General features: G+C 53.8%; 13 protein-coding genes. All 13 read left to right on the top strand.

The features are described 5' to 3' along the window. Positions 1 to 755 precede the first annotated feature (755 nt). Entirely contained in the window at positions 756 to 2,258 is a 1,503-nt protein-coding gene (locus ACZ5BI_RS09715) for an ABC transporter substrate-binding protein (RefSeq protein WP_464896300.1), read from the top strand. A gap of 1 nt (position 2,259) precedes the next feature. Then, on the top strand, positions 2,260 to 3,222 hold the full coding sequence (locus ACZ5BI_RS09710) for an ABC transporter permease (protein ID WP_316086300.1): 963 nt from the start codon (positions 2,260 to 2,262) through the stop codon (positions 3,220 to 3,222). After that, positions 3,219 to 4,058: an ABC transporter permease gene (locus ACZ5BI_RS09705; RefSeq protein ID WP_024059584.1), complete on the top strand. Its 840-nt coding sequence runs from the start codon at positions 3,219 to 3,221 to the stop codon at positions 4,056 to 4,058. Before ACZ5BI_RS09710 ends, ACZ5BI_RS09705 begins: the two co-directional genes overlap by 4 nt. Continuing rightward, positions 4,055 to 4,879, top strand: coding sequence for an ABC transporter ATP-binding protein (locus tag ACZ5BI_RS09700; protein ID WP_412585383.1), 825 nt, complete (start codon positions 4,055 to 4,057; stop codon positions 4,877 to 4,879). Before ACZ5BI_RS09705 ends, ACZ5BI_RS09700 begins: the two co-directional genes overlap by 4 nt. Further along, positions 4,872 to 5,690 carry an ABC transporter ATP-binding protein gene (locus ACZ5BI_RS09695; RefSeq protein ID WP_278608800.1) on the top strand — a complete coding sequence of 273 codons (819 nt, stop codon included), beginning with the start codon at positions 4,872 to 4,874 and terminating at the stop codon, positions 5,688 to 5,690. Before ACZ5BI_RS09700 ends, ACZ5BI_RS09695 begins: the two co-directional genes overlap by 8 nt. 181 nt (positions 5,691 to 5,871) lie before the next feature. Continuing rightward, a complete protein-coding gene (dnaN, locus tag ACZ5BI_RS09690; RefSeq protein ID WP_024059581.1) occupies positions 5,872 to 7,005 on the top strand; it encodes a DNA polymerase III subunit beta in 1,134 nt (377 codons plus the stop codon). 27 nt (positions 7,006 to 7,032) lie between these two features. Beyond that, positions 7,033 to 8,361, top strand: coding sequence for a DNA replication/repair protein RecF (gene recF, locus ACZ5BI_RS09685; protein ID WP_464896299.1), 1,329 nt, complete (start codon positions 7,033 to 7,035; stop codon positions 8,359 to 8,361). Then, on the top strand, positions 8,358 to 9,026 hold the full coding sequence (locus tag ACZ5BI_RS09680) for a DciA family protein (protein ID WP_288336237.1): 669 nt from the start codon (positions 8,358 to 8,360) through the stop codon (positions 9,024 to 9,026). Before recF ends, ACZ5BI_RS09680 begins: the two co-directional genes overlap by 4 nt. Next, positions 9,019 to 9,810, top strand: coding sequence for a class I SAM-dependent methyltransferase (locus tag ACZ5BI_RS09675; protein WP_464896298.1), 792 nt, complete (start codon positions 9,019 to 9,021; stop codon positions 9,808 to 9,810). The genes ACZ5BI_RS09680 and ACZ5BI_RS09675 overlap by 8 nt, the downstream gene beginning before the upstream one ends. A 157-nt stretch (positions 9,811 to 9,967) precedes the next feature. Continuing rightward, positions 9,968 to 11,068: a phosphate ABC transporter substrate-binding protein PstS gene (gene pstS / locus ACZ5BI_RS09670; RefSeq protein WP_024059576.1), complete on the top strand. Its 1,101-nt coding sequence runs from the start codon at positions 9,968 to 9,970 to the stop codon at positions 11,066 to 11,068. A gap of 78 nt (positions 11,069 to 11,146) precedes the next feature. Next, positions 11,147 to 12,118, top strand: a complete 972-nt coding sequence (pstC, locus tag ACZ5BI_RS09665; protein ID WP_024059575.1) for a phosphate ABC transporter permease subunit PstC — start codon at positions 11,147 to 11,149, stop codon at positions 12,116 to 12,118. Further along, entirely contained in the window at positions 12,119 to 13,258 is a 1,140-nt protein-coding gene (gene pstA / locus ACZ5BI_RS09660; protein ID WP_278605304.1) for a phosphate ABC transporter permease PstA, read from the top strand. It abuts the gene before it with no gap. Between the two features lie 58 nt (positions 13,259 to 13,316). Next, entirely contained in the window at positions 13,317 to 14,096 is a 780-nt protein-coding gene (gene pstB, locus ACZ5BI_RS09655) for a phosphate ABC transporter ATP-binding protein PstB (protein WP_024059573.1), read from the top strand. Positions 14,097 to 14,238 lie beyond the last annotated feature (142 nt).

Below are 14,238 nucleotides of genomic sequence, written 5' to 3'. Positions count from 1 at the left end.
AGGAGGACGAAGTTGTGTGTAATCCCGGCAGGGATTACCAACACAACGAGGATCCCGCCAGGGATTACTAACACTAAATTGTTGGGTTGCGCCTGTTGGCGCAGCCCATTTTTTATTACAAGCGGGGGTCGAACCCGTGAGGGCTGGCGCGGCAGTGCTCGGTGCGGGGGCTAGGTTTTTCCTCCCGCCCAAGAATTTGGAAAACGTAGCGACGTTTTCCAAATTCTTGGGCGGGAGGAAAAACCTAGCCCCCGCACCTCGGGTTCAAAGTTCGTGAAGGCATGTGCAAACCCCTAAAACCCCTAGTCAAACCAAGAAAAACAGCGATTCTGTACACACAATTTGGGTATTAACCCCGATTCTTCGGCGCGAAGGATCTTTCATCCTCCTGATCAGCTCGTATATAGTGATAAGTCTGGACGCCAAGATGCTCGCGAGGGGAGAGGTACCGCTGGCGCGAGAGTGCCGTAAGGTACGCACTGAGCGTGCAGGGGCGGATTTATGCCGCAGGGTAGGCTTCGGGCACTAAATCCGTGAAAATGCCAGGGCATTTTCCGGATTTCGGGGCGCGAGGCAAAATCCACCCCTGTGCGCGGACGACTACCGGAGGAAAAACTTCTCCCCCCGCGTACCTCCAACTATCAGGCTTTACGGAATACCTCCTCGTAGCTGGTATCTGGCAGGGAATTCAGGTGAGGCGGGTTAGCGACTATGATTGAAGCGATCATGACCCATTGTCGACAAAGGGGAGATCCTTGCGTAATCGTCTTTTAGCCATACTGGCGGTTGCCGGTTTGGTATTAGCTGGTTGTTCCAGCACTAATTCTTCCAGTAATAAATCGGAGCGAGTGCTCACGATCGGGGTGCATGCCACGCCCTCGACTTTAGATCCTTCGCATAACGATGCGGCAGCGATCACCTATGCGCTGCTCTATAACGTGTATGAAACTCTGTTGCGGGTAGACGGTAAAGGCAAGATCGTGCCGTTGCTGGCGAAGAGCTACGAGGTTTCGCCGGATAGGAAGACCTACACGTTTACTTTGAAGGACGCGAAGTTCGCTTCCGGCGCTCCCGTCAATGGGGCGGCAGTCGCGAAAAGCTTTAACTACCTCCTCAACGATAAGACCGTTAGCCCCACGCGCAAGCAAGAGATGGAAGCCCTGAAGGCGGTTAAGGATCTCGGGGGAAACAAAGTCCAGTTTGAGCTTTCCCACCCCTCGAATGCGTGGCTGTATTACATGAGTTCTACCGCTGGGATTATTTACGATCCGCAGGCGCTTGATAAGGGAGACTTAGCTACTAAACCAGCTGGTTCTGGCCCTTACACCTTGAAAGAGTGGCGGCAGGGGGAAGAAATCCAGTTAGCCACTAACCAAAAGTATTGGGGAGATAAACCCAAGGTCAAGGGAGCTACTTTCCGTTATTTCTCTGACCCTAACGCTATGAATACCGCGATGCTGTCTGGCTCGCTCGATATTATTTCTAACTTGGCTGCCCCCCAGGCTATCGATAAATTCACTGGTGATTCCCGGTTTAAGGTGCTAGAGGGACATACTAACGGTGAAGTAGTGATGGGCATGAACCAGCAGCGCGAAGCCCTCAAAGATAAACGAGTGCGCCAAGCTATTAACTATGCCCTTGACCGTAAAGCGGTGCGGGACGCCGTGTGGGCAGGGAAAGGGCTATTGATTGGATCGATGGTACCCCCCACGGATCCCTGGTATGAAGATCTGGCGACTGCCTACCCGGTAGATCGGGAAAAAGCTAAGAAATTACTGGCAGAGGCGGGATATGGAGACGGGCTCACCTTAAAAATGCGGATTCCGACTTTGCCCTATGCTTCGGGTGCTGCCACTCATATCAAGAGTCAGCTGTCCAAAGTGGGGATTACCTTGGAGATTGAGCAGCTAGAGTTCCCGGCGCGTTGGATTGATGAAGTGATGGTCAAATCTAACTACGACCTGACTATTGTTGCCCATATGGAGCCGCGCGATATTTCCCGCTTTACCAACACTGACTATTATTGGCATTACGATTCCGAGCAGTTCCGGGATTTGTATCAAAAAGCGGATCAAGCTTCCCCGGAAGAACAGGTCAAATACATGAAGCAGGCTGCAAAGGTACTATCTGATGATGCCGCTGCCGGGTTCTTGTGGCTATTGCCTAACCTGATTGTTACCAAGGCAGATATTTCCGGTTTGGCCGCGAACGTAACCGGGCTGTCCTTCGATTTGTCATCCATTAGCTACCAAAGCTGAAATGAAAGCGCCAGCAAAAGCCATCCTTAAACGGATTGTGACCCTATTAGTTAGCCTAATAGTGGCCTCTGTGGTGGTGTTTTTGCTGATAAATCTGCTACCTGGTGACGTTACCGGTGTCATTTTGGGGGCGAATGCCGACCCGGAGTCGGTGGCGCAACTTAGGGCAGCCATGGGACTAGATCAGCCCCTAATTCTACGCTATTTTAGCTGGCTATCTGGGATGATTCGCCTAGATCCCGGTACTTCGATTTTCACGGGGCAGGCAATCTCCGAGCAGCTACCCCACCGCCTCGAAGCCACATTTTCATTGGTCTTTGCCGGGATGCTGTTGGCGTTGCTGCTGGCCATTCCCCTGGGAATGGTGGGGGCGCTGTGGCGAAACCGCAAGAGCGGGATCGTGGTTTCCGCCCTCAGCCAGCTGGGAATGGCGGTTCCGGCTTTCTTGGCGGGCATGCTACTAACCATAGTTTTTGCAGTGAAACTGCAAGTTTTACCAGCTAACGGCTATGTTTCTTTTCGAGAAGATCCCCTGGCATGGGCACGCTATCTATGCTTACCGGCGCTTTCGATAGCGATAGTGCAAGGAGCGGTACTAACCCGTTACACTCGCTCGGCTTTTATCGAAGTAATCAAGCAGGATTATTTCCGTACGGCGAGGGCGATTGGCTGGCGTTTTCCGGGGGCTCTACTGCGTCACGGGGTGAGGAACGCATCGTTACAGGTAATCACGGTTCTGGGATTACAACTATCCACCCTGCTGGTAGGGGCGATTGTAGTCGAGCAGGTGTTTGCAATCCCCGGCTTGGGCACCTATCTGATCGCGGCAGTCGGGCAGCGAGATTTAACCGTGGTGCAAGCGGTGGTCATGCTGCTAGTAGCGGCAGTATTGGTGATTAACGCCCTGGTAGATGTGGTCTACCAGTTGCTGGATCCAAGAATTCGCCAGGGGGTGGAACGGTGAAGACCGATCAGAAAATATCGCTACGGCGCCACCCCAGCCTGTGGATGGGAATCGCCCTCGTGAGCCTGATAGTGCTGATGGGAATCGTGTCCTTCCTTTATCTGCCTTTCGATCCTACGGAAGTGAGTGAACAGCGCTTAAGCGCGCCCTCAGCAACCCATATTTTCGGTACTGATGATTTTGGCCGCGACGTATTTTCCAGGATGCTCTCGGGAGCTGGAATCTGTCTATTAGTGGGGATAGTGTCGGTCAGTATTGGAGCCTTGATCGGGGTTCCGCTGGGTGTTTATGCGGCGCAGCGCGGAGGCTGGCCAGCTAAGATTATTGAACGCGGCCTCGATATTCTTTACGCTTTCCCCGCCTTGCTCCTGGCGATTCTGTTGGCGGCGGCGCGCGGATCCGGGTCTACTTGGACCGCCATGGTGGCGATCGGGATCGCCTCGATTCCCGCTTTTGCCCGTAACGTGCGAGCAGCTACCTTGGGGGTAATGTCGCAGGACTATATGGTGGCGGCCAGGGCATCGGGTACCCCCCGGTATCGCTCAACTATCACCCATGTTTTACCCAATATTATGCCGACGATAATCGTGCAGGCCTCGGTGAGTTTCGCCCTCGCTATTTTGGCGGAGGCCGCCCTATCCTATCTGGGGTTAGGGACTCGCCCGGATACTCCCACCTGGGGGTTAATGTTATTTGAAGCCCAAAAATCACTGTTGGTTACCCCGCAGTTGGCGCTGTGGCCGGCGCTGGGGATCGCCCTGACTGTCCTGGGGTTCAACCTATTAGGGGATGGGCTGCGTGAAGTACTGGATCCGCGACTTCGGGAGCGGCAATGAAGGGACTAAAAGTAGATAACCTGCAGGTGTCGTTTCGCGACCGCCAGGCAGTAAAAGGAATCAGTTTTGAAATCCCGCCCGGGGCACGAGTGGGGCTGATTGGAGAATCTGGTTCCGGTAAATCGGTGACCGCCCTATCTCTTATGGGTCTGCTTGATGAGGGAGCGCGAGTTTCCGGTTCGATTTGTCTTGATGGCGAAGAACTCTTATCGCAGACTGATAGACAGTTGGCACAGTTGCGGGGCGAGAAAATCGGGATGATTTTTCAAGAACCAATGACCGCCCTCGATCCCACGATGCGGGTTGGTAAACAGGTGGCCGAGGTTTTAGCGCTACATCAACACGGCAAACGGGGAAAACGCAAGGAAGTAATAAAAATGCTTCAGAGGGTGGGTCTGCCCGATCCGGAGCAAAGTGCTAATGCTTTCCCTCATCAGCTGTCTGGAGGACAGCGCCAACGAGTCATGATGGCGATGGCGCTGATTAATGCCCCCCAGCTGTTGATTTGCGATGAACCCACCACTGCTTTGGACGTGACTGTGCAGGCGAAAGTACTGCGGCTTTTAGATAAAGAACTATCTGGTAGCGCTGCGTCCTGTCTGTTTATTAGCCACGATTTAGCAGTGGTTAACCAGATATGTGACTATCTGCTGGTGATGCATCAGGGGCAAATCGTAGAACGCGGCCCCCTGCGGCAACTGCTTGAACAACCTAAACACCCCTATACTCGCGGCCTACTGGCAACCGCCGATATCGCGGCAGTAAAACCGGGGGAGCGTCTGCCGATCCTGAGCGATTTCTTTAGGGGGAGCGATGAGTGAGCAACCGATTTTCCTTGCCCAAGATTTAGTGAAAATCTATCCGCGCTCTAATGGCCAGGTAAACGCGGTAGCAGGAGTGAACCTGGAAATTAATGCCGGCGAACGGCTGGGAATCGTGGGGGAATCTGGATCCGGAAAATCTACCCTCGTGCGGATGCTATGCGCTCTTTCCCGTCCTACCAGCGGGCAAATCTGGTTCGCGGGGCAAAAGATTACGGGATTAAAAGAAAAGCAGTTAGGAAATTTGCGTTCGCGGGTACAGATCGTGTTTCAAGACCCGCTCAGTTCCCTAGATCCCCGGATGCGGGTAGGAACAATTATTACCGAACCCTTGCGTTCTCCCTGGGTGCGCGGACGGGAAGGGGTGCCTACCGATACCTCGGCGCGTTTAGAAGAAGTGCTGACCGAAGTCGGTTTAAACAGCGAGGACGCCCTCAAATATCCTCACCAATTTTCAGGAGGACAGCGTCAAAGGATTGCTTTGGCGCGCGCCCTTGTGGCTCGTCCTGAGGTGCTAATAGCTGATGAAGCGGTCTCGGCACTAGACGTTTCGGTAAGAGCACAGGTACTGAACCTGATCATGCAGATCGCCCAGCGAGATAACTTGACTTTGCTGTTTGTCAGTCACGATCTGGCGGTGGTGCGCCACCTATGTCAGCGGGTAGTGGTCATGCGCGCAGGAAAAATCGTGGAAGCCGGCTCCGTTGAGCGGGTATTTTCGGATCCGCAACAAGATTACACTCGTGAACTGATCGCGGCTGCCCCCCGCTTACCCTTAAAGCGCCCCCTGGGCAGCGCTGAAAATCTATAGCTAAAATCCTGATCTAGCGCCAGAATCGGCGCGTTATCCCCAGTTTTGATCACTTTGGTGCTATTCGGGATGTGAAACCATATAATGGGAGACTGAACAAATGATTCAGCCCGGCAATTACTGGCTGAATTTTGCAGATTCCGCGCCATAAACCATGGTCAAGAAGATAAAGGGGCAGCGCATGAAGTTCGTAGTCGAGCGCGACGTTTTCGAGGACGCGATCAGTTGGACCGCCCGCACTTTGCCGGCACGTCCAGCAGTGGCAGTACTAGGTGGGGTGTGGATGAGCGCCAAGGCCGGTATCGTAACTCTCTCCAGCTTCGACTATGAAGTTTCTTCCCGGAACCAATTTGAGGCCGACATCGAATCGGAGGGCGAGGTTCTGGTTTCTGGAAAGATGGTGGCGAACATTTGTAAGCAACTCCCCAAGAAACCAGTAACTGTCGAGATGGAGGGGGGCAAAGTGATTATTTCTTGCGGCGCCTCCAGTTTCCAGCTGGCAGTAATGCCCCTCGATGACTATCCGGCACTGCCCCAAGTCCCCGAAGCGGTCGGAGAAGTAGACTCGGGCGAGTTTGCCCGGGCGGTTGCGCAAGTATCCCGCGCGGCCTCCTCTGATGAGGCTTTGCCCCTATTGGCAACTGTTCGGATGGAGCTATCAGATTCCCACCTGAACTTGATGGCTACTGACCGGTACCGCCTGGCAGTACGGCAAATGGATTGGCAACCGAAACAAACCGATTTTTCTGCCGATGCCCTGGTGAAGTCGCGGATCCTTTCCGAAATGGCCAAAGCGCTGTCTGGTTCCGGCGAGATTCACCTAGGTCTGGAGAATTCTTCCGAAGGGGGAGCGATTATTGCTCTCGAGGCCGGAGGACGCAAGATTACCTCTCAGCTAACGGAAGGTGATTATCCCCCGGTGACCAGTCTCTTCCCTAAAGAAGCGCCAATTAAAGCGGTTATTCGCCGCGAGGAATTAGAACAGGCCATCAAGCGCGTTTCTTTGGTTACCGATCGCAGCGCCCAGATCCGCATGAATTTTGCGGACGGTAATCTCACTTTAGAGGCTGGCCAGGGTAATGACGCACAGGCTCATGAAGAAATGACCTGCACCTTTATTGCTGATGAACCGATGATGATCGTCTTTGACTCCCAGTATTTATTGGATGGTTTAGGAGCCTTGGATTCCGACTATGTGCGCATGTCCTTTACCCATCCCACCAAACCGGCGGTAATCACCGGGCAGGAAGAAATAGATGGCGATGACTCCCAAGATTTCCGCTACCTGCTGATGCCGATTCGCTATTCATCCTAAAGGACAGGGCAGAGCGCACCCCCGGCTATGTATATTTCTCGTATTGCTCTTGATGATTACCGTAGTTTTCATCAGTGTATGGTGGAGTTATCGCCGGGGGTAAATATCCTGGTTGGTCCGAATGGGCAAGGTAAAACCAATTTTGTAGAGGCGATTGGATATTTAACTAACTTCCATTCCCATCGCGCTAGCGCCGATAGTGCCCTGGTTCGGTTTGCCCCCCAGTCGGCGGCGTTGGCGCAGCGCGAAAGCCCAGAACCTGCGGCCGGTAAAGAGGAAGATTTAGAAGTCCCGGAGACTGCGGTGGGTGATACCGTTGATACTGGCACTTCCGCGGCAGCAGTTATTCGGGTGAAAGCTCATTTGCAAGAACGAGAAGTATTGCTTGACCTGGAGATCGGATCTGGGAGGGCGAATCGGGCGCGCCTAGCCCGCAGCCCGGTTCCTATAAAACAGGTGCGCGGCCTGGTGGCTACCACTATGTTCGCACCGGAAGATTTAGATATTTTGCAGGGTGACCCCGCAGCTAGGCGCCGTTTTCTAGATGATTTGCTGGTGCAATTATGGCCGGTAGAGGCCGGTACTATCACTCAGCATCAAAAGATTTTGCGCCAGCGCGGAGCCTTGTTAAAACAAGCGGCGAAAAAGAAGCGTCGTGGGGCAGACCTTTCGTTAGAACTGTCCACGCTTGATGTTTGGAATAACCAATTATCCCAGGTGGGAGCGCGTCTTATCGCAGGCAGAGTTCGGGCTTTGCAGGCGCTTGCCCCCTATGCGGCGCAGGCCTACTTGCTGGTGCTCGGGGAAGATCATTTAGCGAATTCCTCGCAAACTTTGGGACTGTCTTACCTGCCGTCTTTTAATCCGCCCGCTGATCTGGCAGATCCTCAGGCGGTAGCCAGTGCCTTACAGGAGACTTTCGCGGCTCGGCGCCAAGAAGAACTTACTCGCGGAGTAAATTTGGCAGGTGCGCACCGTGACGATATGGCGGTGATGCTGGATGCCCTCCCGGTAAAAGGGTTTGCTTCCCACGGGGAAACCTGGAGCGCTGCCCTGGCTTTACGTCTGGGACAGTTCGAGCTGTTAAGGCAGGTGGGGGAAACTCCGATTTTGATTCTGGATGACGTATTCGCGGAGCTAGACCCCTCTCGGCGCGCTGCCCTCCTAGATTTTATGGATCGCGCTGATCAGGTACTAATTACCGCTACCAACCGCAAGGACTTGCCTGCCGAAATCAAAGGACAATTCTTTGATGTCTTACGCGGAGCGCAGGGAACCCAGATTCAACCTGCCAGCCGGCCTGAGCAGGAGGGCGCTAATGCGGCCTCGGAAAATGACTGGGGGGATGCTTTGTGAGTGAGCAGCCTCAGGAAACCCCCACCTACACCCAACGCATGCTGCGGGCTGCCCAAGAGCATGCCTTTTCGCAGGGTTTGATCCGCATGTCTGCCAGCGAGCTGCGGCGCTTTCGGGGAAGACGAAACTGGGATGGGCTCGCTACCTCCCCTATGGCCGAGGACGCATCCGCCACCGAGTTTGGGGAGATTTCTTTAGGAAGAGTTAAAGCTATCAATGACAGCTACGCCCGCCAGCAGGTTCCGGGATTAGCGCAATTGCAGCCCTCTCCCGGACTTGCGGGAGCAGGAAATGGTGGCAGATGGTCACGCCGAGAACCACGCAGCTTAGGTACGGTTTGGAAAACTTATGTGCGAAATTTTGGGCTCGGGAAGCTACTTGATGAAGGCAAACTAAAAGCCGATTGGGAACAAATCGTTGGCCCTCAGGTAGCCCAACACGCCCAGATTGAATCTATTAAAGATGGAGACGTGATTTTGCGTTGCGACTCTACCCGTTGGGCCAGCGAGCTACGCAATCTGACTCCCCAATTAATGGGGCTGATCGAAGATCATGCGGGGGCAGTAGTGATCAAACGGTTGATTGTGCTAGGTCCGAAGGCGCCCTCGTGGAAATATGGGCCGCGTTCGGTAAAAGGGCGCGGTCCGCGCGATACCTATGGTTGATTTAGGTCCGCCTCCCGGAAGTGTTACCGACAGGTGGCAGGTAGGATCCGCAGCGAGCGGGGGAAACCCCTACACCTTGGCCGGAACTGATTACGAACGCTACCGTCCCACCTATCCGCCACTCGCGGTAGACACGGTGCTTTCTGGGCTACAAAACCCGACAATACTTGACGTTGGGGCTGGTAGCGGTAAATTTACGCGGACGTTAGCTGCGCGGGGAGTAACGGTTAGCGCTCTAGAGCCCGCGGCAGCTATGCGGGAAATGTTCCGCGAATCCCTCCCCCAAATCCCGCTATATGCGGGCAAAGCCGAGGACGTGGCCGAATTATTTGCGCCCGAAACCTTCGATGCGTTGTGCTTTGCACAATGTTGGCACTGGGTTGAGAAGGAGGCAGCCTGCACGGCCGCAGCTAAAGTACTTAAACCCGGCGGGCGGCTAGTTATTATCTATAACCAAATGAATGTGTCTTTTCCCTGGGTAAAGCGACTTTCTAGGGTGATGCGTTCGGGGGATGTGCATCATCCTGACCGGATACCTCCATTGGGGAAGGGGTTCGAAAAACCGCAGTTACAGCTGTTCCAATGGGGGATGTCGCTGCCGGTAGCTGCCCTGTTCACCTTGGCGAAAACCCGGTCATCCTATCTGCGAGCCAGCATAAACGGAAAGCGGCATCTGCAGGCTAATCTGCGTTCTTATTTATTTGATGACTTGGCATTAACCCCTTCGCAAACCGTAACTTTGCCTTATTACACCCTGGTGTGGGTTGCCCCGGTGGCTAATTAGATATCTGCCTTATTGCAGGTAGAGGCGGTTCAGCTGCTTAGTTTCGAGGACCTGAAACAATGTTCACCAAAAATTAACGCTGGCTTCAGAGAGGCGTTAACTTCTTGCTTTACGTTGCAAGTGTCAATGAAAGATCAAGAAGAATTGAAGGAAAGATATGCGTAAGAGCATTAAATCTTTAGCTGTAATAGCTGGTTTAGCCCTTTCAGCAACTAGCTTGGCCGCCTGTGGCTCTGATAACGCCACGGGGACAGCTGAAAACACCCAGAAAGTAGAGAGCACCGATATTTCTGGCAAGCTGGCAGGTGCGGGCGCGTCCTCCCAAAAAAGTGCAGTTGAAGCCTGGAAAGCCGGGTTTGCGGATGTAGCTAAAAATGTGGAAGTAACCTATGACCCGACTGGTTCCGGAGCGGGGGTTACTACCTTCCTACAGGGAGGCGTAGCCTTCGCGGGCACTGACGAGGCGCTTTCCAGCGAAGAGGTCGATAAATCCGCTGCGGTTTGTAAAGACTCCAAGGCGATTAACCTGCCGGTTTATGTATCTCCAGTGGTTGTTGCTTTCAACCTGGAGGGAATCAAGACGCTGAACATGAAACCGGAAACTATCGCCAAGATTTTCCGGGGAGAAATCACCAAGTGGAATGATCCGGCCATCGCCGCAGATAATGCGGATGCGAAACTTCCTGACTCCAAGATCGTGGCGATTCACCGCGCTGACCAATCAGGTACCACCGAGAACTTTACCGATTACCTGCACGCGGCAGCTCCTAGCGCTTGGCCGGATGATCCTTCCAAGGATTGGCCGGTAGCAGGGGGCGAATCTGGAGATAAAACTGCTGGAGTAGTTGATAACCTGAAGAAAACTGAAGGCGCGATCGGTTATATCGATGCCTCGCAAGCCGGTGACTTTGGAACTGCCGCGCTCCAGGCCGGAGACGGTTTCGTGGAATACTCTGCCGAAGCAGCTGCCAAGATCGTTGAAAGTGCTGAAGTTGAGGAAGGGCGGGAAAAGAACGACCTGGCTTTGAACCTCAACCGGACCCCAGATGATCCCGAAGCCTACCCGCTGGTACTGGTTTCCTACTACGCGGTTTGCCCGCAGTACAAGGATGCCAACACCGCCAAAATGGTGAAAGCCTGGGTTAACTATGTGGTATCCGCTGAGGGACAGCAAAAAGCTGCCGAGGCAGCTGGGTCTGCTCCGCTAGGCGAAGAAATCACCAAGAAGATCACTACCGCTCTCGACGCAATCAAGTAAACCCCCAAGTCTGGGCAATGGTGGCCAGGGGTACCGGAGACATATCGGTACCCCTGGCCTTAACCACCTGGAGGAAACGTGAGTACAAAAACCCTCCCCGAAACACAAGAATCGAAACAAGCTCCCTCCCGAAAGGGAATTTTCAACTGGGATGGACTGTTCTATCTAGCTACTAAAGGTTCAGCGGTAGTCATTGCCGCCGTCCTAGCCCTGGTAGCGATGTTCCTAACGCTGCAAGCCTGGCCAGCAATCTCTAATCCGGATCTGCGTCTGCGGATGCGCGGACGTACCGAAATGGTTAGCATCTGGGAGTACGTAGCGCCTCAGCTATTTGGAACCGTGCTGGCAGCGGCAGTTGCCCTAGCGATTGCGATGCCGCTTTCTATGGCACTGGCAGTATTTATTAACTTCTATGCTCCTAAGAAAATCTCGGCAATAATCGCCGGATTGGTTGACGTAATGGTAGCGATCCCTTCGGTCGTTTACGGCCTGTGGGGCGGACTGGTGTTACTACCAATCTTGCAGCCGATTATGGAGTTTCTCGCCACCTATTTCGGCTGGTTCCCGTTGTTTTCTGGACCGGTTTCTCCGATTGGACGAGTAATTTTTTCCGCCTCAGTAGTGTTGGCGATTATGGTGATTCCGATTATCACCGCGCTGTGCCGAGAAGTATATGCGCGCGCCCCCGCCCTAGAGATGGAGGCAGCTTTAGCGCTGGGAGCTACCAAGTGGGAAATGATAAAAACCGTGGTCTTACCGTTCGGACGTTCCGGTACAGTCTCAGCGGCGATGATCGGACTCGGCCGGGCTCTAGGAGAAACTATGGCAGTGGCGATGGTACTTTCTCCCGGTGCCTCCTACGTATGGTCGCTGTTTCGGGCGGGAGCGCACTCTACGATTGCCTCCAATATCGCCCTGCAGTTCCCGGAGGCCGATTCCAATATGGCGGCAGCGCTAATCTTCACCGGTCTAGTGCTGTTCGTACTGACATTACTGGTCAATTCGGGTGCACGTTGGTTGGTGGCCCGTAAAGAAAGTGCGGGGAAATAAATGAGGGAAGAAAATCAGAATCAGGGCGACCTGAAGCTAAAGCAAGAATCTATAGGCATCGGCAAAGATGCCGCCAGCACCGGAGCAGTTAGCCGAGGTAAAAACGAAAAGCTTGCGGCTTTATCTTCCTCGGATAATACCTCTGCCCTGCAGGCAGTAATCCTAGAGCGAAAGCTGAAGTATCAGGAAAAACCAGAAAACCCAGAGTCAAAAACGAAGGTACAGCCTGCCCGGCTGGGCGGTGATAAAGCGCTGAGTTTTCGCCGCCGGTTCACCAATACCGCGATCGGGGCTTCTATGTGGCTGTGCGGCCTGCTAGTGCTCGCGATTTTGGTTTCGATCGGATATGAACTGATCAGCCGGGGCATTGGGATTATTTCCCCCTACTTCCTGAGCGTGTCGATGAAAGGTGTGTACGGGGGGATGCAGGCTGGCGGGATTTATCACGCGATGGTGGGCACCTTGCTGATTACCCTGGTAGCAGCGGTTATTTCTGTTCCCCTGGGGTTGCTGGTAGCCATCTACCTGACCGAATATGCGGGTAACACCAAGTTCGCCAAGCTCACTACCACCCTGGTAGATGTGATGACCGGTATTCCGTCGATTGTTGCCGGCCTGTTCGCGGCGGCGCTATTCACCATAGTGATTGGCCCAGCCTACCGCTCCGGTCTGATGGGGGCAGTTGCCCTCTCGGTACTAATGATTCCCCTGGTAGTGCGCTCATCTGCCGAAATGTTACGACTGGTACCTAATGATTTGCGGGAAGCATCCTACGCCTTGGGGGTTCCTAAATGGCGCACCGTAGTCTCGATTGTGCTACGTACCTCGGCGGCAGGTTTGGTGACCTCAGTGGTGGTAGCGATCGCCCGTATTGTGGGGGAGACGGCTCCTTTGCTGATTACTGCGGGAATGTTTGACGCCATCAATAGCAATGTGTTTTCCGGTCGCATGGAAACTCTGCCGGTCTATATCTATCAGCAGTACACCTCCACGGTTTCGTGTGCTGCCCACGCGGTGAACTGTAACCCCACTATCAATGTGGATCGCGCCTGGGGTGCGGCCTTGGTGCTGGTATTCGCGGTATTGGTTTTGAATCTGGGAGCCAGGTTCGTAGCCAAAAAACTCTCGATCGGTAAATAGTTAACTCGCCCTCGCCTGGGGCAGGGCTGCAAGAAGCAAAAGCAGATAGGAAAAGAAAATGGCAATCTGTTTAGAGACTAAACATTTAGACGTTTACTACGGAGATTTCAAAGCCGTAGAGGACGTAAATATGACGATAGAAACCCAAACGGTAACTTCCCTGATTGGGCCGTCTGGGTGTGGTAAATCCACGGTGCTGCGCACTTTGAACCGGATGCATGAAGTCACTCCCGGAGGACGCATCGAAGGGGAAGTGCTGCTGAACGGGGACAACCTCTACGGCAAAGATGTCGACCCGGTGGAGGTACGGCGGATGATCGGGATGGTGTTCCAGCGCCCAAACCCCTTCCCCACCATGTCGATTAAGAACAATGTGCTCGCCGGCTTGCATCTAAATCGGGTGAAAATCAGCAAATCCGAGGGCGAGGCGATCGTAGAAGAATCCCTTAAGGGTGCAAACCTGTGGGAGGAAGTTAAGGATCGGCTAGATAAACCGGGGGCTTCCCTCTCAGGTGGCCAGCAGCAACGCCTGTGTATCGCGCGGGCGATTGCGGTTAAACCCGAGGTGCTTTTGATGGATGAGCCTTGCTCGGCGCTGGATCCCATCTCCACCTTGGCGATTGAGGATTTGATTGCCCAGTTGAAAGAGACCTACACGATTGTGATTGTTACTCACAATATGCAGCAGGCAGCCCGGATCTCGGATCAGACCGCGTTCTTTAATATCGCCGGGCCGCGCAAACCTGGAAAACTGGTCGAAATCGGACCGACCGAATCCGTTTTCCTCACCCCCCATGAAAAGGTGACCGAAAACTATATTGCGGGGCGTTTTGGTTAGGGAATAGTAGTGGGTTTTAGCGGGCGCCAGCAGACGGCTGCAAACAAGGGCGCGGGTAGTGGCACAGAACAGGAAGATGTCTTTTACCTGCTGGAGGTAGAATACTTGTTACCCACGGTAAACGTTTGGTTAACGCAGTCTG

Source organism: Varibaculum sp. GTC20041 (genome assembly GCF_055387755.1).
This window is presented reverse-complemented; position numbering and strand designations above follow the sequence as displayed.

Coding starts and splice junctions, on each gene's coding strand:
- ACZ5BI_RS09710 (WP_316086300.1), top strand. CDS start 2,260: ATGAAAGCGCCAGCAAAAGCCATCCTTAAACGGATTGTGACCCTATTA.
- ACZ5BI_RS09700 (WP_412585383.1), top strand. CDS start 4,055: ATGAAGGGACTAAAAGTAGATAACCTGCAGGTGTCGTTTCGCGACCGC.
- ACZ5BI_RS09695 (WP_278608800.1), top strand. CDS start 4,872: ATGAGTGAGCAACCGATTTTCCTTGCCCAAGATTTAGTGAAAATCTAT.
- dnaN (WP_024059581.1), top strand. CDS start 5,872: ATGAAGTTCGTAGTCGAGCGCGACGTTTTCGAGGACGCGATCAGTTGG.
- recF (WP_464896299.1), top strand. CDS start 7,033: ATGTATATTTCTCGTATTGCTCTTGATGATTACCGTAGTTTTCATCAG.
- ACZ5BI_RS09675 (WP_464896298.1), top strand. CDS start 9,019: ATGGTTGATTTAGGTCCGCCTCCCGGAAGTGTTACCGACAGGTGGCAG.
- pstS (WP_024059576.1), top strand. CDS start 9,968: ATGCGTAAGAGCATTAAATCTTTAGCTGTAATAGCTGGTTTAGCCCTT.
- pstA (WP_278605304.1), top strand. CDS start 12,119: ATGAGGGAAGAAAATCAGAATCAGGGCGACCTGAAGCTAAAGCAAGAA.
- pstB (WP_024059573.1), top strand. CDS start 13,317: ATGGCAATCTGTTTAGAGACTAAACATTTAGACGTTTACTACGGAGAT.